Below are 19,172 nucleotides of genomic sequence, written 5' to 3'. Positions count from 1 at the left end.
CTTCACCAGAGACCCGCCACCACGACCGGAGGAAACAGATGCGCATCGTCAGACTCCACGAGTACGGGGACCCCGATGTCCTGCGCGTGGAGGAAGGCCCCGTCCCGCAGCCCGGACCGGGCGAGGTCCTCATCGCGGCCGAAGCGGTAAGCGTCGGTTTCGCCCAGACGCAGATGCGCCGTAACATTTTTCCCGCACCGATGTGGAAACCACAGTTCCCGATCGTGCTCGGCGGCGACGTCATCGGGCGGGTCGCGGCCGTGGGCCCAGGCGTGACCGATAGACGTGAAGGCGACCGCGTCGGCGCTTTCACCCTGCACGGCGCCTACGCCGACTACGTCGTCGTCGAGGCCGCCACCCTCATGCCCGTCCCCGAGAACCTCGACGCCGCCCAGGCCACCGCGCTCCCCTCACCCGGGCCCATCGCCTCCGGCACACTCGGTACCGCCGGCCTGCAACCAGGCGACAGCGTGCTGGTGCACGCCGCATCGGGCGGTATCGGCCACCTGAGCGTGCAACTCGCCAAAGCCGGCGGCGCCGGACTGGTCATCGCCACAGCGAGCTCCGCCGACAAACTGGAATTCGCCCGCCGCCTGGGAGCCGACGTCGTCATCGACTACACCAACGACACATGGCCCGAGGAAGTCAGGCAAGCCACCGGCGGCAAGGGCGTCGACGTCATCCTCGACAGCATCGGCGGCAACATACTCCGCCAGGGCATCGCACTGCTGGCCCCCTTCGGCCGGCTCGTCTTCTACGGCTCGGCCGGCGGAGGCCTCGATGTCCCCGCCATCACCCCCATGCAGCTCATCGAGATGAAATTCCTGACCGGCTTCGCGCTCTCCCACTGGCGGACCGCCCGCCCCAAGGAATACCTGCGCAACCACGAGAACCTCGCACGAGCCCTCGCCGACGGCTCCGTACAGCACGCCGTACACACCACCTTCCCCCTGGAGAACGTCGCCGGCGCCCACCGCATGATCGAGGCACGCGCCCACATCGGCCGTATCGTCCTGCTGCCCCACACCTCCTGACCCTCGCGGGAGCACCTGGTCAGCGGCGACCCGCCCGCGGATCGAGAAGAGACACCACGGGACAAGCGAACGGACGACCAGCGAGTTCATCGCGCTGCCCGCCGACCGGGCCCGCAGCGCTGCCCCATAACTGCCCGACCACTGCCAGCGCGGGGCGCCGCCCTCACCTCACGCCGATTGACCGGCTGGGCCCTGGCCGGTCACATACGCACCGCACGGGCCGCCAAAGCTGGAACGGTATGCGAGCGATCAACAGCTGTGCCGGCGGGAGCCCTTCCTTCTGCCGGACTTCCCGGCGTCTGCCGCCCCTGCCCCTCTCATGGCGCTCGACCGTAGCGGGCGACGCGGAGCCGGCCGCTTTTTCCCTCCAGCCACTGCGCGACCCGGCCGTTCTGGCCTGACGCCGTCACCCTGTGGCTGGAGGAAAGGCGCCGGGAGAGATGCACACCCTGCTGAGACAGGAGCGGTGTGATGAACCTGCTGCTGCCGGTCGAGAACAAAGTCAACATCGAGGCGACGTGGCGGCGGCGCTGTCGGCCCTCGGCGGGCGTGACAGCCGGATGACGAAGCGTGAGACCTGGTTCGCCGAAGAGGGGAAGAGTGCGGCCGAAGAGCGGGTTCCGCTCTCGATCGCGGTGTGACCGTGCGGTTCAGGATCGGTGCCGCTTCGGGCGCCCTGAGCGTGAAGTCGCGTCCGTGCACCCGCGTGCAACTGACCGGTCCGTTCTCCTCGCCTTCGACGAGGAATTGCCCACGTGCACCACGGTCGCGGCCTCCGTGGTGCACGAGCACTCAACCGGGATCCCGTCGGACGCGGTGGAGCCCGGTGCCGGTCCCGCCGCTCCGATCGACACTGTGCAGCAGCAGTTCCTGCGCACGTGTGAGCCCGCTGCCCGTCTCGACGGACTGGTTGCGCTGGGTTCGGTTCTCTCGGGACCGACAACGTTGGGCTCGACGACTCGAAGGTTCAGCTGAGACGGTGAGTTGGCCGTGATGTGGAATACGCTTTCATATAACTCTCCGCACACATTTCGTGTCTGTCACACACCAGGCATCGCGACATGGCATCGCGACCAAAATATGCAATGCTGGACAGGTGGAAAACCCCCCGGGATGAGACTTCGGGGACGGAATGACTACCGGCCCGACGGATCAGTCGCATTGGCCGGCCCCGGACCTGCCCATCTGGGCGCGGACGGTCCGCGTACAGGGTGCCCACCGAAGTGAGGAAACGACCACCTGCCTCCGAACCACGGAGTACTGCGATGACCAGTGAACTTCGACCCCTTTGCGTAACCCCTCCGTATCTTCTCGAGAGATTGCTGAGGAGTGAGGACAGCGAGGTACGCCGGGTCGCCCTGAACACCATGCTCACGACTGCCCACTTGCGGGGCGAGCGATCAGTCCGAGCAGCCTTCCCCGGTGCAGCCACTCCCGGCAACGCTCGTAGGACGATCTACGATTGCCGGAACAACACGTCTCTCCCCTTCGCTATTCTGGCCCGGTCCGAAGACGGACCGGAGTCCGTGGATGTCTCCGTCAACCGGGCATTCGACATGCTCGGCAAGACGCGAGATTTCTTCCAGCGAGTATTCGCCCGGAATTCGATCGACGGTCGCGGGATGCGCCTGGACGGATACGTCCACTACGGCGACGACTACGCCAACGCCTTCTGGGACGGGCGCCAAATGGTGTTCGGTGACGGGGACGGACGTGTCTTCTCAGACCTCACGGGCTCGATTTCCGTAATCGCCCATGAATTGGGGCACGGCGTGACCGAGCACACCGCGGGACTCGAGTACCACAACCAGTCCGGGGCCCTGAACGAGTCCGTGTCGGATGTGTTCGGGACATTGGTCGAGCAATGGTCGCTGGGTCAGACGGCCGAGCAGGCCGACTGGCTGATCGGCCGTGAGGTCTTCACGCCTCAGATCGAAGCCGACGCTCTGCGATCGATGAAGGCTCCCGGGCATGCGTGGAACACCGAGAAGTTCGGGAAGGACCCTCAGCCCGACCACATGTCCAAGTACGTCAACACGCCGGACACCTTCGAGGGAGACTGGGGTGCAGTGCACTACAACTCCGGCATTCCGAACAAGGCGTTCTACCTGACGGCGACGGCCATCGGCGGATACGCGTGGGAGGCTCCCGGACTCATCTGGTACGAAACGCTCAAGGCTTCCAACAGCGAGACTCGGTTCCAGGAGTTCGCGGACACCACGTACCAGAAAGCCGGGGACTTGTACGGGGCCGGCGGCGCCGAGCAACTGGCCGTGCTGGGGGCGTGGCACGAGGTCGGTATCTCGATCACCGGGATTCCGGCCGGGGTCGCAAGGGCGCAAACTCGCACGGCCAGCCAGAACGGCGACGCGGGTCAAGGGGACGCCCTGGCAGCAGTCAAGGCACTGACGTCCCAGGTGCAGGGGTTGAGCCGAGACATGGCCGCACTGAAGGGCCACGTGATGACCGGCGGTTGACGCCGGGTGCCCTCCGCCGGAACGGCGGGGAGCGCTGGATGGCTGAGAGGCGTCATGAGGGTTACCTTGGCGACACACGGCGGGCTGGCGGCCGCAGTCCGTGCCAACCTCCCACCGGAGGTGCTGGACACCGACACTCTGCCCGAGAACGCTGCAGACGAGTTGTCCCGACTGGTGGCCGCAGCCATCCCGGCGGCTGAAGAAACCAAGGAACCGCACAGTCGCGCGAGAGATGCCATGAGTTACTCGATCACGGTCGAGGAGGGCGGCCGCTCGTCCGTTCTCGTGCAATCGGACACGGCCATGACTCCGGAGTTCGCGATGTTGCTGCGATGGCTCAAAAAACACTCCACACAGCAGTGACGGACCGTCCGCAGTGGACGGCGGCGGCCGCGGCCTCCACCCGGCATGGCTGGACCAGCCCGCCGTCCGCACCGGCGAACTCCGCCTCCACCGACTTCGCATCCTGCCCCCGCTGCTCACCGCACCCGACGGCCGGTAAGGCAGACGGCATATCCGCCCGGTCACCATCGATGATCACGCAATCCACATAACGGCGCGCCCGCCGCCCCTGGTGTCAGTGCAGGACCCCGCCCTTTCGGAAGTAAAGGCCCGTCAGCCGCTCGATGACGGAGCCCACCACCGCAGTGGCGACCAGAGGATCGGCAAACGCCCCTCCAACGTCCTGGTCGTTGACCAGTTGCAGCTGACCGGGGAGACCGACTTGGTGAACTCCTCGGACTCGGACGTGAACTGGCCCTCGTCGCTGGTCGTTGACGCCGTCGGTCCAGTAGTGGCCGAGGTGGTCGAGTTTGCAGATGTTGTCGGCGTTGCGGGCAGCTGCTGCGGAGTGTTCGCCCTCCATCGGCAACGTGGTCCTGAGACGAGGCTCGGTGAACACCCGACAAAAGCGGTGCGGAGAACGTCGGGTGATCGGGATGCTGCGACCCGGACGATCCGACGACGTGGACGCAGCCCGTGCACTGAGTGGCCGGCATGGCGCAGGGGCCGTTCGCTGCCGCATCCAACTCCCCTTCCCCGCAGCACGCGTACGAGCTGCTCGTCGGCGCGGGACGCTGGGAGCCGCGCTACTCGCTGGGCACGTTCCCGCTGCGCTTCCCGCACGAGGAGGAGCCGGATGACGCGGGCTGGCACATCGAGGGGAGCTGTCTGCCGGAGGGCGAGAGCTGGTACTTCACAAATCTGCGGTCCCGGGGCCGGGCGCTGCTGATGCTGTTCCTGTTCAGTGAGGTCGGTGAGGAGGACGCTCCGACCCGGATCCGGGTCGGCTCACACCTCGACGTGCCGAAGGTGCTGGAGAAGTACGGAGAGGACGGGGCGAGCGTGCCGGCCGTTGCGCCCGACCTGGTGGCGGCGTCCGACCACCGGCCACTCGCCCTGGCCACGGGGTCCCCGGGCGACGTCTTCCTGTGCCACCCGTTCCTGGTGCACGCGGTGCAACCGCACCACGGGGTGCGGCCGCGCTTCATGGCCCAGCCGCCGCTGATGCCGGCCGCGCCGTACGAACTGGAGCGGGCCGACGGCGCGTACTCACCCGTGGAGACCGCGATCCGTCGGGGCCTGGGGGACAGTACACCCCGGTCCGGACGAGTACGGCACCGACTGCAGCGCCGGGTAGAGATGCTTCATCTGTTCCTGGAACTGGGCGGAGGCCAGTGCCCGGCAGCCGCACACCCGGCATCGACCATCGGGCGAGTTCTGTCCACAGCACACCAGCCTCACGACGACATGCCGGACAAGATCACGCGAAGACCGAACACCCTCACCCGAAGGACGAGGAGTGAGCGAGTCGGGCCATCTTGCGCTGGAGGTAGAGCTGGGTGCGGAAGGCGGCTGAGCATGTCAGGCGTACTCGGTTCTTGCGGCCCGGTTCCAGAGGGCCGGCGCATGCTGTCGGTTGCTGCCGGGATGGAGTGTCAGGGGTTGGTGTGGGGAGGGGGCGACTCGCCTCTGTCGAGCCGTCGACAAATCCAGGCCGCGCGGCCGCAGCGCTTTGAGTACCAGCGTCGTCGGCTGCCACGTCCGAGGGAGCGTCGCAGACACCGCAGGCCGGTTCTGGGGAGGCCAGGGCCCAGCCTCTTCGCGCCGACGCTGGCGGTATGCCTTTCCGGACGCGCAGGCCAGGATGCGGGGTATGGCGTCCAGCAGAGGCGTGAGCTGGGTGACATCGTGACGGTTTCCGCTGGTCAGAGAGACGGCGAGCGGAGTTCCGTGCCGGTCGGCGATCAGGTGGTGCTCGCTGCCGGGCCGGGATCGGTCGACCGGCGAAGGTCCGGTGTGAGCCCCTTGTGAGGGCCCTGACGCGCGAGCCGGGCGTCGTCCATCTCCAGCAGGCCTCTTTACGCAGTTCCGCCAGTAGAACCACATGGGGGCGGGGCCACACTCGGGCCTCGGTCCAGTCCCGCAGGCGCCGCCAGGCCGTCACCCCGCTGTGCCCTCCAGATCTGCGGGAACGTCCCGCCGGCTCACACTCGTGCGCAGCACGTGAACGGTGCCCCGCAGAGCAGCACGGTCAACGGCCGGCCTCCGCCCGGGATACCGGTGCCGTCGAGGCGGCTCTCAGCCACTCAGACGTCCGCTCTGCTCAGGTAGTTGCACACCGCCTGCGACAACGTGCCCCCTTGGTCCGCTTGAGGCTCACCGGGATTCAGATACGAGCGCATCGAACAGGGCACGTACCACCCGGTTGACGCCGCCAGGGCCGGTCAGCAGGGCCTTGTCGTCCCTGTTGGTGAGAAACCCGCACTCGGCGATGAACGCTCGCTGGTTGCCGGCCTCGACGGCTTTTCGGGTGCCGTAGTACTTCTTCAGGTTCTCGGTGTAGTTGTCCTTTCGAAACCCGCCCGACCAGCCGTGCTGGTCGTAGGCACGTTTCCATGCCTGCGCGAGAGACTGTCCTGCGGCGTTGCGGTAGCCAACGCTCGCCCCCCGCGCGTTTTGATTGGTCGAGCCGTCGCAGTGGAAGGCGACGAACGCGTCGCCGGCGTACTTTTCCAGGGGCTCGTCGGCTTTGATGACCCGCAGATGCCAAAGCTCCCGCTCCGACGGACCGGGCCTTTCGAGTTCCTCGGCGCAGGCATCGGCCACCGCTTTCACGAACGCCTGTTCCCCTGGTGTGCCGGTGGCACCCGACGTGCGGAAGCAATGGCCCATCTGCACCACGAGGATCTGTGCGCTCGCCTTTTTCTCCTCGTCCTGAGGCCACGGCGGGGCGTCGGACTCTGCGGCAGTGGCGTAGACGGGAGCCTCTCCGGCGTGGGGGAGAGACTGGTCGTTCTCCGGGCCGCCTTCGGCCTCGGCGTTGGGCTCGTGTTCGTGAGTCACGTGGGCTCCCGTTGAGGATGGCGCTCTGTCTGCGGTGGCGTACTGGGAACGGTCGGCGTTCGGCGGCCTTCACCCCGCACCTGAGCAGTCAGGCCGACCGGGCCGACGTCGTCGATTCCCTACGGAAGCGGGTCCTGGCCCTCCGCGTCGGTGCCGGAGATCTGCCCGGGGATCGGCTGCTCGCCGTGACCGTCGGCCTGGCCTGCCGGATTGCGTGACAGTCCTTTCGGTCACCGTGGCACCGGCCGCCCGGCACCGCAACACGGGCCGCCCATCATGAGCTCCGTCCCAGGCGTGAGCCCCACGAGAAGCGTCACCGGCCTGCGAGGGGGCAGCTTCGCCTGGTCTGCGGGGTGACTCTGTTCACGAGTGCCGACAGCGGTTATTCACCGTCGCGGAAGGCACTCGGATGGCCCTGAGGCGATGTTCATGAGAACGGGAGGCACTACAAAGTCCGGCCGCATGTTTGAGCCACAGTGATTGAGTAAAACGGCGCAGAACCGGATCTGGCTGCCGATCGCCCTGGGCCTGCTGGCCTGGATGCCCATGCTCGCCCCGACCGGCGAAACCCGCAGGTGGGAACCCCGCCACCTGAGGATCCGCCTCTTCCCGCCGCGGCCCAGCTCGTCACGACTGCCCGCCGCCGGCCTCTGAGATTCGCCCGACACCGGCCCTGGGCCGACGTCATCACCGAGGTCCTGGCCCGACTCGAAGCTCTCCCGGCCCCCGGCTGACCAATCCGTTCCCGCCCTTGTGATCAGCACCAACCCGGCCGGAACCGTGGAACCCGGCGCCCGCCCGACGAGGCAGCCGGGCCATCGGTTTGCCCACCACCAGCCCGAACAGCTGAAACGCCCCCAAGGGATTGAGGGACCGTCATGGAAGGTCGAGGCCGGCGTGGGCTGCTCTCCTCCTCGGTGACTGGAACGCCTGTTGTGGTGTCAATCACCGCCATCATGCCCGTCTTGTCCTATTTTCTGATTACTCGTCGTCTCTCCACAGGAATACCGAGGCCTGCCCCGCCATGCCCGACGGACAGAACCGTACGCACACGACGCGCGACCTTCGCGCGTACACGCTGAGGGTCTGCGTCGCCGCAGTCGTGGCATCGCTCGCTGCCTGTTCCGCCACCGGCAGGCGCTACGAGGCGCAGGCGCCCTTGGCACTGGCGGGGCCGCCGGCTCCCGGGCCGGCGGTGGCGGTGCGTGAGCACCTGGGCATGACTCTCGCTCGGGCGCTCAGGCCCGTCCTGCCGGGCGGCGACACGCGGCTGGCGGTGGCGGTGCTCGACCTGGACAGCGCCGACCAGGAGATCGCGTCGTACGGGCAGGACGCGACGTTCGACACAGCGAGCATCGTCAAAGTGGGCATCCTCGCGACGCTGCTCCTCCAGGCGCAGGACGAGGACCGCGAGCTGACAGCCGCAGAGCGACGGCATGCCGAGGCGATGATCCGGACGAGCGACAACGGCGCGGCGACCGTCCTGTGGCAGGCGATCGGCGAGGCGGAAGGTCTCGACGCGGCGAACGCACGTCTGGGACTTGACTCGACACGGGGCAACCCCGGCGTCAGATGGGGCCTCACGCAGACCACAGCGACGGACCAGGTAAAGCTGTTGCGCGCAGTCTTCGCCCGAGGGCCGGTGGGCTCCACCGGCTCACCCGAAGGGCTGAACCAGGCGTCCCGCGCCTACATCCGGGACCTGATGGGGCGGATCGCGAAGGACCAGGACTGGGGGGTGTCCGCTGCCGGCTCCCAAGGCTCCCGATGCGCCCTCAAGAACGGCTGGCTGCAGCGGAGCACAACCGATCTGTGGGTCATCAACAGCGTTGGCCAGGTCGCGGTGCACGGGCACCGGTATCTGGTGTCGGTGCTCAGCGGCGGCAACGCATCGATGAAAAGCGGGATCACGCTGGTCGAACGGGCGGCGAGAGCGGCGATCGGCGCGGCCAGCGCACATGTCCGCCCCCGGCCGCAGTGAGCGATCCGCCGCAGCGCCAGGTCAGGCTCCCCCCGCCACAGGACACGCGGTGCCAGCGGTCGGTGTACCCACGCCCTGACGGAGCGATGGGCGGCGGGAGCCGCCTCGCAGCTCCCCCCCCGCAGTCCGGATCGGCGGTTTTCATCTGGCAGCGCATTGCACCAGAACCCATCGCCTCAGCGTCAGTGAGACCCGCGAGGCAGCTTGGTTCTTGACAAGCGGGACGAGGGGCGATTCAGAGGCGGCTCGATGCCTGATAGGCCCCCGATGTTCCGGCGGGGTGAAGGCTGCCGGTTCAATCACCGAGTTGGCCTAAACGCCCCTGCCAAGTTCCATGCACATACACAAATTGACGGCACATCAGAAAAGGTTGGAAGCTGTCTGAGTGCCCTCACATACGTCCGGTTGGCTGCCTCGGCGTCACACGTTAGTGACCTTTGAAGCGCCGTCGGAAACTTCTCTCAGTAGGTTCATGCACAGGTCGGCAGCTCAGCCGATTTACCTGAAAGAGGAGAAGACTGAAATGCAGAACCGTTCTGTCGCCCTGATCGCTGCCTCTGCGGCGGCCGCGGCCGTGGCCGTCACCGGTGTGAGCTTCGCCTCCGCCTCCGCCTCCCACCCCGAGTCCGCCCGGGAAGCTGTCCGACCGGCCTCGGCTCCCCTCGGTGGCGACAGCGGCGGGAAGGACGCCGAGCGCAAGGACGAGGACAAGAAGGACTACCGCGACCGCGGGTACAAGGATGAGGACAAGAAGGACTACCGCGACCGCGGGTACAAGCAGGACGCCGGCGAGATCCAGATCAACGAGCGGACCTACTCGGCCGACCCGGGAACATGTATCGCAGTTGTCCGCCCGGCGTTCACCAGCTACAACATCACCAACAACACCGACCGGACCGTCCAGTTCTTCGCCGGGAACAACTGCAACGCCGGTGTTCCCATCGCCATGGTCGGGCCCGGCGGCACCAGCTTCGGAATCAGCGGCAGCACCACGAGCAGCTTCCGCGTGATCGACTGAGGAGACCGTGGTAGCAACCGACCCCGGAAGTCAGCGTGGGACGTTAAAATCCCACCAATGCGGCACCTGGAGCCCCGGCCCGCTGTAATCGGGCCGGGGCTCCGGCGCAGGACGCCCCCTCCAGGGAACACCCGGCTGGGCTCGTTTCATACTAGCCTCGATCTTTCGCAGGAGCCCGTCCCGTACGTTTGCGAGACCGGTCTAGTCAAGATCACCCGTTCTGGTGAGCCACCGGCGAACACCGTCCGGGACGGCTCTTCTGTGCAGATGATCGGCCGGTGATCACAGACCCGTTCCGCGGCCGCCGTCGTGCCGCCTCCGCTGTTCTGGCCGTCGCGGCCGCCTTTGCCCTCGTCACCAGCTGCGCCGACGAGCCGCCCGCAGGGCACTCGGAGCGCCTCCAGAAGGCCGCTGGCGTTGCCTCCTTCAAGATCACCTGCACCAAGGACCTGTGGGAGCGCACCAAGCCCGCAAGCAACCACATCAACTCGCACGAAGACGCCAAGCCCCGCAGCCTCAGCGGGCCCGCCAAGGAGCGGGGCCTGGTCGAGATCACCCTCACCGGCGCCCAGCTCGTGGACTACCTCAAGACTTTGGAGGAAGACATCAGCGGGGGTGCGCTCGCGAACGGGTCCATCGAGGAGCTTTCCCGGCGGATGTACGAGGCGATCGCCCCTGTGGTCGACCGGATTGAGAAGGGCAAGCCGCCTACGGAAATCCCACAGGCCATCGTTGATGACGCGGTCGTGCCCGCCGCACCGGCGTCGTCGCCCAGCTGAAAAGGCCATGAAGTACGTTTTCGCCGCCCGCGTTCTGGGTGCAGGACCGCGCCGCCTTCTCGTCATCCCTGGTGGCACACACGTGGCACGACCGATGGGTGGTGAAGCGCAAGGGGATGACCGTTGGGCCAGGGAATCAGGTGACGACCCGCCGGAAGGACCAGCTGATGAGCGCGCAGCCCGACCACAGACTTCCTCAGGGCAACATCGTGGCGTATCAGCACCCTGAACTGGCCGGTGTCCTGCTGTGCCGCGACCACGGTGAGGGACGGGCCGGTCTGATCCCGCTCACCGCGGACGATCTGCCCAGCGTCGGGTCCTGACTCTGGGCAACGTCCGACATGCACGTGTGCGGCCGCGCTTTCCCCACGAAAAGGCACCCGCGGTGACCAAGCTCGGCACCCACGGGCGACGCGGCGTCAGTCCTGGTTCCCACCGTCGCCGTAACTACTCCACCGCGCCGCATCATAAGCGGGACGCCCAAGTTGCTCCGCACGCCCCCGCCCACGACGAGGGCGTGCGGTGGGTGGTCAGTCGTCGATCTCCTTGGAGGGCAGGCCGTCGTCCAGGACGATACGGATGACCTCACCCTGCCCGGAGACGCCGGCGAGTTCGGCCGCGATGCGCTGGTACGAGGTCATGGCCAGTGACCAGTCACCCCCCAGCGGGGCGGCGGTAGAGCGCGTATCCCACAGCTCGATCAGCAGAGCGATCAGCGAGCGTCCGGACAGGATGGTCCGGAGGCGACCTTCCTCGAAGTCCTCGACGGCGGGCGGGGTGCGGAAGTGGCTGTGCCCGACGGCCAGGGCGGCGAGCCACTCCCAGGTGTCGCGGTGCGCGATCAGTTCCGCGGAGGCCACACCGGCGGCCTTCAGCAGCAGGACACCGTGGGCGACCCGGGGGTCCTCCCCGCCGACGGATGCCTGCGGTGTGGCATCGGAAGGCTGGGCAGCAGGCGTGGATGTGCCCCGGTAAGCGGCTTCGATGGCACTCCTGAGAGCGAGGTCTTGGTCCTGGCCGTCGGCACCGGGCTGCGCCTGACCCTCGGTGTCGTCCATGGTTCCCCCCTGGGAGTCGGTGTCGGAAGAGACGGCGGGGTGAGCTGCGGCGGACTCGAGGAAGTCGTAGTCGGCCTGCGCCCCGGGCTCCGGCGGTGGCGTGGTCTGCTCGGGTTGTGCCTGCGCGTCGCCGGTCTGCTCACCCGCGCCGTCTGCCGACGCCGGGCGACGAAGGGCATCGGCGAGGTCCAGCAGTTGCCGCAGCTCGCCCCGCGTCTCGTTCAAATCGCTGATCATCCGGTCCTGGCGGCGGCGTACCTCCCGGTTCTCCTCGCGCAGCCCGGTAACGCCCCCCTGGATGGCTTCCAGGATCTTCAGGCGGCCCTGTGTGAGGTCTCCGTACAGGGCGGTCAGCCCGACCGTGGGGTCATCCAGACGTGCAAGTTGCTTCCGCACCGCCTCCAGTTCTTTCATCGCGTCATCGAACGCGTCTTTCCACTTCACGTGACCCCCTGGTTACTCAGAGCATGCAACCGCCCGTATCTCCCCACAGAGATCCCAGGTGACGCGACGATTTCCAGCCCTTCCCTGGCCGGGACACGCATTTCGCACCCTTGTCGTACGCACTTCCTGCGGCAAATGTACGGCTCTCGTACGTTTCGCGAGGACAGGGTGTCGGCCAGGAGGTAATCACATGTCCGAGTTGTTCGACGCCCTGGTCGCGTCCCGCGCCACGCGCCACCACCGGCGCAGCGCAAGCGGCTGCGCGCCGCGCACGGCCTGACGATCGACGAGGTGGCAGGCGCGCTGAAGGTGCGCCGGGCCACGGTGTCGGGCTGGGAGTCCGCCAAGACCGAGCCCCCCGCCCGCAGGAGCGCGACGCCTACGCCCGGCTCCTGGACAGGCTCGCGGAGCTCTACCCCGCCCCGGCCGACGCGGGCGTACCCGTTCAGGACGCTGCGGTGGCCGGCCGCGTTCACCGCCGCGCCCGCCCCGGCAAAAGCGCGGACGCTGTCCACAGGCCCGGCGCCTGACGCTGCGGACATGACTGCAACCGAGAACACCCAGGCCAGGCCAGCCCCGCCCCGTTGCTGCTGATGCGCGGGATGAGCTGGGGTGGCTGTTGACGGACGAGGAGTTCGTGGATCTGCTTCCAGTGCGGGGCAGACCTGCGCTCTCGGCGTCCAGCTCGACGATCCGGGGTTCGACTTGTCGGTGCTGTCGGAGTTCCGGGATCTGCTGGTAGGCCCCGGGTGGTCCGGCAGCTTCGGTGCCGGCGGCGCGGGTGGTTGTGGCTCGGGTGGTTGTGGCTCGGGCAGTTCCATCAGCGTCTTGCGGGTGACCCGGAATTTTTCGGCGGCCCGGGCGAGTTCGTCGAGCCGGGCGGTCAGCTGCGTGATCTGTTCCCGTATCGTCTCGGCCTGTGCGGTGATCTCGCCTTCCCGCTGCTCCAGCCGTGCCAGCACCGCGCCGAGCGTCAGTTCCCCGCGACTCATGCGGTGCGCGAGGCCGGCACGGTCGCCCCGGTCAACCGGCGCAGTATCACCGCGGTCATCGCCCAGTACACCCGCGACTCCGAACTACGGGGCAGATGCTCGTAGTCGCGCACCAGCCTGCGGTGCAGCGTCAAGATCTCTTACACGCGCTCCACTACCCACCGCTTGGCCTGGGGAACGATCCCGCTCTGCGCGGGGTTGCGCGCCACGACCTCCACCTCGATGCCCACCTTTTCGCCGTGCGCGACGACGGCGTTCTTGAATCCTTGATCGACCAGCGCCTTCTCCACGGTGTCGGTGTCGGCGGTGGCATGCACCCGAGGCAATCGCCCTCGCGTCGGATCACAGGGGTGATCGCGGCCGGCCTCGCGGCGCTAACCCCCCCCCGGTGCGTGACAGTGGCTCAGGGCGTGTCGCCGGGCCAGTGGAGCCGGTCCCGGTGTTCGGGCTGTCCCTCGTAGCGGGCTCGCCCGCCCGGCCCGTACGTGCCGAGCTCGGTGATGAGCGCCGCGCCGTCCAGCAGCTACTGCACGCTCCACCCGGTGACGTCGAGGCGCTGGCCGTGCAGCGGCCCGCCGATCAGCACCGCGTACCGGTGCTCGGCCACCTCGACATCGGGCTCGCCGGGCTCGTTGCCGTAGATCCTCATCCGCGCATTCTCCCGGCAGCCCGGCCGCTCGGGGGCGGGGTTGGGAGGCTTGCTTCCACCAGTGCTACGGGGCCCATTCAACAGCTTCATGTGCCCTGGTATCTCTTGCATGGATTTCGCTTCCCGGAAAAGCTCAGGACTGCGATCACGGGGCTGCGCCGCTAACCCACGCCTCCTCGATCGTGCTGCCACCACCCCGCGATACCCGGTTGTCCAGCGCACGCGAGTCCTTCCGATGCCCCGTCAGGGCCCGCCTGGCAGAGGGCTGGAACGGATTTTCGCGAGAACTCGAATGACCGGCCCGGATCGCGGACTGTGGCCCAGCGCTCAACCGGCAGCGCACCACCGAAACGGAGATCGCCGTCCACGCTCAACCTCACCCTCGTCCTGTTCGTCGGGCTGCTCCTTCTCCTCGTGTCCGGGGACGTCCTGGCCGGCCCGGCCTACGTCACCCACCGCCACCCCCGCCTGGAGAAGCCCCTCAATGTCGCGGGCGTATTCGCCGGGGCCCTCGTCGCGACCTTCGCGGCCCTGGTCGCGATCGCCGCCCTCACCACCTAATGACGGGCCGTGCTCCGGAAGTTCGTTTGCTCGTTGCCTGACTGAACCCAGATAACCGCTCGTGGTCAGCCGGTTACGGTGATCGAATCGTGTTCGCGAACTCCTGGGGGACTCTGGTGAGGACGGCTCGACAGACACGGCCCCGCACACGCCCCACGGCGCTGTGCGGCGCCGTGGGACTCACTCTCGCCCTGACCGGCTGCCCGCTGGTGGCAGCGACGACGAGAAGCCCCAGACAGCCCCGTCTGCGGCCTCCTCGGCCCCGCCCGCCGTCTCCGCCTCCCCGCCGGCCCCGGACGCGGCGGAGAAGCCCGCGGTGCTCGCCTCGTACACGGCGATGTGCATGGAGCAGATGAAGGCCTACCGCAAGGCCTCGCCCGACGGCACGAAGCTCGACCACTACGCGACGCTCGACGCCCTGTCCGCCTTCGAGCGGGACCTGGCGCACATGAAGAAGAACACCACGGTGAGCCGGGGCGAGCTCGGGCACGAGCCGGAGGCGACCGCCCTCGACATCGACGTGAAGCTGCCCACCGCGACCGTCCAGGACTGCATCGACATCTCGAAGTGGCAGACCCTCGACACGAAGACGGACAAGCCGATCCCGCTGCCTACCGCCCAGCCACTGCGCTACGTCGCCACGGCCACGGTAGAGCATTGGGACGCCGGCCGGTGGATGGTCACCGAGTACAAGCCGGACCGGAGCCGGACACGCTGAAGCCGGCCCCGACGATGGCGGCCGCCGTGGTCCTGGCCGTCGTCCTGGTTCCAGCCGCGCACGCCGACGGCCCGACGGTCGGCAGCGACAGATGCCGGAGCTCCACGCCCTCGGCCACGTCTGCGCCGCCGACAACAGCGGCGCCTCCGGCTCGTAATGATCCTCAGGTTCCTCGGGCGACGAGCCGACCGGAGCGGATCCGGCCTCGACCGGCAACAGCAAGCCGACCGACACGTGTTCCTACGACCTGGTCGACGAGCCGCCGCCTCCGGCCGGGCACCAGGCGTGGAAGGGCCACGACCCGGATGACGGCGGGGTCTACAAGGTCCAGTGCGACAGCGGCCGCGGTGGCGACGTCTCCGTCCCGAACAGCCAGGACGGCCCGGCCGCGCCGACCATCGACCCGGAGCTCGTCGCCCGGAAAGCGGCGGCCTCGATGCGCCTGGACGGCCCGAAGGTCGCCAGCCCCCGCGCCGCGGGGACCTACGTCGTCGGGATGCCGATGTGGATGTGGGCCACCCCGTCACCCACGACGTTCGGCCCGGCGACCGCTACGGCCACGGCCGGCGGCGTCACCGTCACCGCCACGGCGAAGGTCACCCGGGTGCGAGGGGCGATGGACGACGGCACCACCGTCACCTGCCACGGCCCCGGCACCCCGTACAAGAAATCCCAGGAGGCGACCTCGTCGCCGGACTGCGGGCACCTCTACGAGCGGCCCTCCTACGAGGAGCCGGGCGGCCGGTACCAGGGCACCGCGACCGCGCACTGGACCGTGACGTGGACGGCCCCCGCCCTCAATGACGGCGGCCAGTTCACCGAGACTCGCGCGACGGAGTTCACCGCCGCCGTCCACGAGGTCCAGGTTGTGAACTGACTCGGCAGGGCTCTGACCTGCCGTGGTGAGTTCTCGCGGTGAGTTGACCCGGCCATGGTGAGTAGAGCCGGACCGTGGTGAGTTTCCGGGCCGGAAACTCACCACGGCAGGTCAGAGGCGGGAACAGCCACTCACCACGACATCACCGGCTCTGTCGCGACGGTCCACTCGCCCGTAGCCAGCGCTTTTACCGGCCGCCGTGGAGCGGTCGACGGCGGTCCGCCGGCCACCGCTGCGGTGCTGTCCGTTCTCGTGAACATCGGACGCGCGCGGGTGCCTCCCAAACTGCTGTCGAAACGCTGCTCTACGACGTGAACAGAGCCAGTCAGGTCTGCAGGACGGTGTAGAGGAGAGCGAGGACGGTGGTCGCGGTGACCATCGAGGTCCCCAGCGCGGGGTCCTTGTAGGCGAGGCGTCCGACGCAGATCCCGGTCAGGGTGAGCAGGGCCAGGACGGTGAAAAGGTAGCCGGTCACGGTGAGCCTTTCAAAAGGGTTGGGATCCCGCTCATGGCATGGGTTCGGCCAAACTCGCTGCGTGCTGCGTGCTACGGCCTCAACCACGGTGTTCGCGGGGCGAGTTGGCTCTACAGTGACCGGGCTGTCCGGTGGTGGGCGACCACGCCGGAACAGCACTTTTCGGTGCTGGAGAGCACCGGCGTCCGGTGAGGGGGAGCACAGATGGCACACGACCCAGACGGCATAGGGGACGACCTTCCCGCACGCCGGGAAGCACGCGAGGAGAAAGACCGGATCAAGGCCGAGTTCGGCGCCCGGTTACGGGTCCTGCTGGACCTGACAGGCCTCAGCTCCCGCGAATTCGCCAACCGCTTTCCCGCCTACAAAGACTCCACCGTCCGCAAATACACCTTGGGCACCAACCTGCCCCCCTGGGACTTCCTCCACGACCTGCTCACCGAAGTCGCCCGCCGCACCGACGACCCCGCCGCCCCACAACGCCGCACCGAACTCTTCACCGCCTACCGCACCGTCCTCGTCGACACCGGCGCCACCATCCGCGGCAGCGACCAGAACTCCCTCCTGCTGCGCCTCCTGGACGGCGAGGAAGCCCTGCACCGGCTCGGCGCGGAGCTGGCCGAGGTCCGTGCGCGGGAGAACCAGCTCCGAACCGACCTCGAGGAAGAGATCCACCGGGCGGCGGCCTCTCCGAGTACCGGAAGCCAGGACCGCAAGCACCAGCTCGAAGGGGAGAGCCGCGCCCTGGGCGAACGCCGGGATGAGCTCGTCCGCCGCCGCGGCGCCCTGGTCACCGAGCTGGACGACTGCCGGGCGCGCTTGGCGGTGCTCGAAGGAACCGGCGGATCGGGTGACCTGGTGCCGGCATCCGGGGGTGGTGCCGGAGTGGACCAGCCCCGGACACCCCCCAAGCCGCCCAAGCCGCCTGTCACCCCGGGACGGAAGTCCGGCGGCCGGCGCACTGTCATGCTGACCGGCATCGCGTTGGCCGTCGTGTTGCTGGCCGGCGGCGGCGCCGCACTCGGCATCTGGGCGACCGGCACGCACGACAGGACGGCCCCGGCCGCGACCCCGTCGCCGCCTCCCACCACCTCCGAACCCACCCCGGCAACCACCACGCCAGCCGCCACCACCCCGGCACCCTCCAGTGCGGAACCGGGCACGGAGGCGGAACCGAGCACGGAGGCTCCCACGCCTTCGGACCCGGCCGCGCTCTACGAGTCGTCCCCGCCTTCCGGCACGTCACTCGTCAATGACCTGCCGGCGTTCGAGGACGACGGCTACCAAGCAGGCGCCCAGAAGGTGAACCTGCGCGAGTACCCCGTCGCCCTACGCAACGGCCCCTGCGGATCAATCGCGACGTGGCAGCTGGACCGCACCTACAAATCGCTGGTGGCAGGGATCGGGGTCTCGGACGACAGCGGCACCGGCGCCAGCGCGGAGTTCACCATCACCGTGGACGACCACACACGCTTCCAACGGACCATCAAAGTGGGAGAGAGCGCGCAAACAGCGACCGTGGACCTCAGCGGAGCCTTCCGCGTCACCCTCACCATCGACACCTGCAGCGGCACAGCCGCATGGCTCGACCCCGTCATCACCAAATAGCAGCAAGACCACCGCCAACACATTGGAAACCTTCCTCGTCGTGCAACGGATTCGGTGCGCGGGCGGTCGGGCGGGGTGGCGGTTCCTGACCCGGCCAGGTGCCCGGGGAAGTCCTTCCGTCGCCGGTGCCAGACACCAGCCAACCGCCCCGACACCCCGACACCCCGACACACCGGCAACCGGCGCCGCAGGGGCAGAGCCGAGCCGCGGCCACACCTGGCCCTCGAGCACCCACCGCCTGAAGCGCGCGGCGGCCCGTTGGACGCCGCAGCACAGGAACCGCAGGGCTGACCACTATCCCTTCCACCATCCACTCCACTATCTGCTCCGCTATCCCCTCCACCATCAGGCGCGCATATTTTCGCCCGACCTCCGCACAACCCCAGGTCAACCACCGGTTTTCCCCGTGGTGAGTGCTCAGACTTCCCCTCTTCTACCCGGCCTGCCCTGCTGTGGGGATGGGATGGTGGCTGGTGGCGGGCGTGGTCTCGGGGAAGCGGGCGCGGCGCTGGCCCTTCTTCCCGGCCCGTCGCGGGGCTCCGGACCGGCGACCAGGCCCACGACCCGGCGGCGGTGGCACTACTCCGGCTGCGAGGCCGGCCGCTGCGCCTCGTGCTCGTCCTCGGTGGTCTCGGTGGCGTACATCGTCCGGGCGTCGGTGACGGCCCGCGCCCATGTGCGCTCGTTCCCGCCGTGCGCGCGGGCCAGCCGCCCGGCCAGGCCCCGTTGGTAGCCACCGGCCCGGCGCAGCTCCGTCAACGCGACCTCGAAGGCCTGAGCACGCTCTGCAGACACCGGACGACCTCCCCGAGGCTTTTTCTCCGTGCTCCGCCCCGCTCCTGCGCCCGGAGACGCCCAGCAGAGCGGTTCCTACGCCCTCCTGGTGCGCAGCCCAGAACTGCTCCACCGCCTGCTGGCCGTAGTAGTCGACCCGGTCGATCGTGACCACCCGCTCCGGATGACGGCGCTCCTGCGGCAGCTCGTGGCGCAGGGCGTACCACCGGGCCACGGTCGAGCGGCCCGCCCCGGTGTACCGGGTAATCCACGCACGACTTACCAGGGCAGGGCGGCGTCGTTCAGTCGGTCTGACCGACTTGATGGCGGCTCATGTAGCTGGACTGGTGTGACGTCCGCGGATCGGGCCGGAACGGAGGCA

20 protein-coding genes and 5 pseudogenes are annotated in these 19,172 nt (G+C 68.4%); 16 read left to right on the top strand and 9 right to left on the bottom strand.

Annotated features, from left to right (window positions below; all coding sequences use genetic code 11):
* The first annotated feature begins 38 nt into the window (after positions 1-38).
* The 4 genes from ACWD04_RS31560 (at position 39) to ACWD04_RS31545 (ending at position 3,874) form a co-directional block, all read left to right on the top strand.
* Positions 39-1,034, top strand: coding sequence for a quinone oxidoreductase family protein (locus tag ACWD04_RS31560; protein WP_451137167.1), 996 nt, complete (start codon positions 39-41; stop codon positions 1,032-1,034).
* 440 nt (positions 1,035-1,474) lie between these two features.
* Entirely contained in the window at positions 1,475-1,675 is a 201-nt protein-coding gene (locus tag ACWD04_RS31555) for a hypothetical protein (protein WP_451137166.1), read from the top strand.
* 624 nt (positions 1,676-2,299) lie between these two features.
* Positions 2,300-3,511: a M4 family metallopeptidase gene (locus ACWD04_RS31550; RefSeq protein WP_451137182.1), complete on the top strand. Its 1,212-nt coding sequence runs from the start codon at positions 2,300-2,302 to the stop codon at positions 3,509-3,511.
* A 54-nt stretch (positions 3,512-3,565) separates the two neighbouring features.
* Positions 3,566-3,874, top strand: coding sequence for a protealysin inhibitor emfourin (locus ACWD04_RS31545; protein ID WP_451137165.1), 309 nt, complete (start codon positions 3,566-3,568; stop codon positions 3,872-3,874).
* Positions 3,875-4,088: 214 nt separating this feature from the next.
* Here the strand turns inward: ACWD04_RS31545 and ACWD04_RS31540 are convergent, their stop codons facing one another.
* The gene (locus tag ACWD04_RS31540; protein WP_451137164.1) at positions 4,089-4,376 is read right to left on the bottom strand and encodes a hypothetical protein; all 288 of its coding nucleotides are present in this window, start codon (positions 4,374-4,376) and stop codon (positions 4,089-4,091) included.
* Positions 4,377-4,453: 77 nt separating this feature from the next.
* Between ACWD04_RS31540 and ACWD04_RS31535 the strand changes: the two are divergent.
* A pseudogene (locus tag ACWD04_RS31535) lies at positions 4,454-5,150 on the top strand (phytanoyl-CoA dioxygenase); the annotation flags it as partial.
* A 464-nt stretch (positions 5,151-5,614) separates the two neighbouring features.
* Here ACWD04_RS31535 and ACWD04_RS31530 read toward each other — a convergent pair.
* Positions 5,615-6,085 (bottom strand): annotated as a pseudogene (locus ACWD04_RS31530) (transposase); the annotation flags it as partial.
* Positions 6,086-6,169: 84 nt separating this feature from the next.
* Positions 6,170-6,856 (bottom strand): N-acetylmuramoyl-L-alanine amidase, encoded by a 687-nt coding sequence (locus ACWD04_RS31525; protein ID WP_451137163.1) that lies wholly within the window; start codon positions 6,854-6,856, stop codon positions 6,170-6,172.
* A 480-nt stretch (positions 6,857-7,336) separates the two neighbouring features.
* Here ACWD04_RS31525 and ACWD04_RS31520 point away from each other — a divergent pair.
* The 5 genes and pseudogenes from ACWD04_RS31520 to ACWD04_RS31500 form a co-directional block, all read left to right on the top strand.
* A pseudogene (locus ACWD04_RS31520) lies at positions 7,337-7,590 on the top strand (transposase); the annotation flags it as partial.
* Positions 7,591-7,880: 290 nt separating this feature from the next.
* On the top strand, positions 7,881-8,837 hold the full coding sequence (locus tag ACWD04_RS31515; RefSeq protein ID WP_451137162.1) for a serine hydrolase: 957 nt from the start codon (positions 7,881-7,883) through the stop codon (positions 8,835-8,837).
* Between the two features lie 523 nt (positions 8,838-9,360).
* Positions 9,361-9,855 (top strand): hypothetical protein, encoded by a 495-nt coding sequence (locus tag ACWD04_RS31510; RefSeq protein WP_451137161.1) that lies wholly within the window; start codon positions 9,361-9,363, stop codon positions 9,853-9,855.
* A gap of 278 nt (positions 9,856-10,133) precedes the next feature.
* Positions 10,134-10,634 carry a hypothetical protein gene (locus tag ACWD04_RS31505; RefSeq protein ID WP_451137160.1) on the top strand — a complete coding sequence of 167 codons (501 nt, stop codon included), beginning with the start codon at positions 10,134-10,136 and terminating at the stop codon, positions 10,632-10,634.
* Between the two features lie 167 nt (positions 10,635-10,801).
* Positions 10,802-10,957 carry a hypothetical protein gene (locus tag ACWD04_RS31500; RefSeq protein WP_451137159.1) on the top strand — a complete coding sequence of 52 codons (156 nt, stop codon included), beginning with the start codon at positions 10,802-10,804 and terminating at the stop codon, positions 10,955-10,957.
* 207 nt (positions 10,958-11,164) lie between these two features.
* Here the strand turns inward: ACWD04_RS31500 and ACWD04_RS31495 are convergent, their stop codons facing one another.
* On the bottom strand, positions 11,165-12,136 hold the full coding sequence (locus ACWD04_RS31495; protein ID WP_451137158.1) for a hypothetical protein: 972 nt from the start codon (positions 12,134-12,136) through the stop codon (positions 11,165-11,167).
* 190 nt (positions 12,137-12,326) lie between these two features.
* Here ACWD04_RS31495 and ACWD04_RS31490 point away from each other — a divergent pair.
* Together ACWD04_RS31490 and ACWD04_RS31485 are read left to right on the top strand one after the other, a co-directional pair.
* Positions 12,327-12,715 (top strand): annotated as a pseudogene (locus ACWD04_RS31490) (helix-turn-helix domain-containing protein); the annotation flags it as partial.
* Between the two features lie 221 nt (positions 12,716-12,936).
* Positions 12,937-13,233 (top strand): hypothetical protein, encoded by a 297-nt coding sequence (locus ACWD04_RS31485; RefSeq protein WP_451137185.1) that lies wholly within the window; start codon positions 12,937-12,939, stop codon positions 13,231-13,233.
* Here the strand turns inward: ACWD04_RS31485 and ACWD04_RS31480 are convergent.
* Positions 13,125-13,418 (bottom strand): annotated as a pseudogene (locus ACWD04_RS31480) (IS5/IS1182 family transposase); the annotation flags it as partial. The gene ACWD04_RS31485 and the pseudogene ACWD04_RS31480 overlap by 109 nt on opposite strands.
* Positions 13,419-13,651: 233 nt before the next feature.
* Entirely contained in the window at positions 13,652-13,777 is a 126-nt protein-coding gene (locus ACWD04_RS31475) for a hypothetical protein (RefSeq protein WP_451137157.1), read from the bottom strand.
* 315 nt (positions 13,778-14,092) lie between these two features.
* Here ACWD04_RS31475 and ACWD04_RS31470 point away from each other — a divergent pair, with 315 nt between their 5' ends.
* A complete protein-coding gene (locus ACWD04_RS31470; protein WP_451137156.1) occupies positions 14,093-14,338 on the top strand; it encodes a hypothetical protein in 246 nt (81 codons plus the stop codon).
* Positions 14,339-14,518: 180 nt separating this feature from the next.
* Here the strand turns inward: ACWD04_RS31470 and ACWD04_RS31465 are convergent, their stop codons facing one another.
* Positions 14,519-14,683 (bottom strand): hypothetical protein, encoded by a 165-nt coding sequence (locus tag ACWD04_RS31465; RefSeq protein WP_451137155.1) that lies wholly within the window; start codon positions 14,681-14,683, stop codon positions 14,519-14,521.
* On the opposite strand from ACWD04_RS31465, the gene ACWD04_RS31460 reads away from it, so the two are divergent.
* Complete coding sequence (locus tag ACWD04_RS31460; RefSeq protein ID WP_451137154.1) at positions 14,682-15,056, top strand: hypothetical protein; 375 nt, start codon at positions 14,682-14,684, stop codon at positions 15,054-15,056. The two genes, ACWD04_RS31465 and ACWD04_RS31460, sit on opposite strands and share 2 nt — an antisense overlap.
* 436 nt (positions 15,057-15,492) lie before the next feature.
* On the top strand, positions 15,493-15,933 hold the full coding sequence (locus ACWD04_RS31455) for an ATP/GTP-binding protein (protein ID WP_451137153.1): 441 nt from the start codon (positions 15,493-15,495) through the stop codon (positions 15,931-15,933).
* A gap of 325 nt (positions 15,934-16,258) precedes the next feature.
* On the opposite strand, the gene ACWD04_RS31450 is transcribed toward ACWD04_RS31455, so the two are convergent.
* A complete protein-coding gene (locus ACWD04_RS31450) occupies positions 16,259-16,408 on the bottom strand; it encodes a hypothetical protein (protein ID WP_451137152.1) in 150 nt (49 codons plus the stop codon).
* A gap of 204 nt (positions 16,409-16,612) precedes the next feature.
* On the opposite strand from ACWD04_RS31450, the gene ACWD04_RS31445 reads away from it, so the two are divergent.
* Positions 16,613-18,016, top strand: coding sequence for an NPCBM/NEW2 domain-containing protein (locus ACWD04_RS31445; RefSeq protein WP_451137151.1), 1,404 nt, complete (start codon positions 16,613-16,615; stop codon positions 18,014-18,016).
* A 579-nt stretch (positions 18,017-18,595) separates the two neighbouring features.
* Here the strand turns inward: ACWD04_RS31445 and ACWD04_RS31440 are convergent.
* Entirely contained in the window at positions 18,596-18,811 is a 216-nt protein-coding gene (locus ACWD04_RS31440) for a hypothetical protein (RefSeq protein ID WP_451137150.1), read from the bottom strand.
* Positions 18,812-19,172: the final 361 nt, after the last annotated feature.

Source organism: Streptomyces sp. NPDC002911, from assembly GCF_053591835.1.
This window is presented reverse-complemented; position numbering and strand designations above follow the sequence as displayed.

Bases quoted from the DNA above. Each gene is read 5' to 3' on its own strand.
- ACWD04_RS31560 (WP_451137167.1), top strand. From the start codon at position 39: ATGCGCATCGTCAGACTCCACGAGTACGGGGACCCCGATGTCCTGCGC.
- ACWD04_RS31555 (WP_451137166.1), top strand. From the start codon at position 1,475: ATGCACACCCTGCTGAGACAGGAGCGGTGTGATGAACCTGCTGCTGCC.
- ACWD04_RS31550 (WP_451137182.1), top strand. From the start codon at position 2,300: ATGACCAGTGAACTTCGACCCCTTTGCGTAACCCCTCCGTATCTTCTC.
- ACWD04_RS31545 (WP_451137165.1), top strand. From the start codon at position 3,566: ATGAGGGTTACCTTGGCGACACACGGCGGGCTGGCGGCCGCAGTCCGT.
- ACWD04_RS31540 (WP_451137164.1), bottom strand. From the start codon at position 4,376: ATGGAGGGCGAACACTCCGCAGCAGCTGCCCGCAACGCCGACAACATC.
- ACWD04_RS31515 (WP_451137162.1), top strand. From the start codon at position 7,881: ATGCCCGACGGACAGAACCGTACGCACACGACGCGCGACCTTCGCGCG.
- ACWD04_RS31510 (WP_451137161.1), top strand. From the start codon at position 9,361: ATGCAGAACCGTTCTGTCGCCCTGATCGCTGCCTCTGCGGCGGCCGCG.
- ACWD04_RS31500 (WP_451137159.1), top strand. From the start codon at position 10,802: ATGAGCGCGCAGCCCGACCACAGACTTCCTCAGGGCAACATCGTGGCG.
- ACWD04_RS31475 (WP_451137157.1), bottom strand. From the start codon at position 13,777: ATGAGGATCTACGGCAACGAGCCCGGCGAGCCCGATGTCGAGGTGGCC.
- ACWD04_RS31460 (WP_451137154.1), top strand. From the start codon at position 14,682: ATGGAGCAGATGAAGGCCTACCGCAAGGCCTCGCCCGACGGCACGAAG.
- ACWD04_RS31465 (WP_451137155.1), bottom strand. From the start codon at position 14,683: ATGCACATCGCCGTGTACGAGGCGAGCACCGCGGGCTTCTCCGCCGCG.
- ACWD04_RS31455 (WP_451137153.1), top strand. From the start codon at position 15,493: ATGCGCCTGGACGGCCCGAAGGTCGCCAGCCCCCGCGCCGCGGGGACC.
- ACWD04_RS31445 (WP_451137151.1), top strand. From the start codon at position 16,613: ATGGCACACGACCCAGACGGCATAGGGGACGACCTTCCCGCACGCCGG.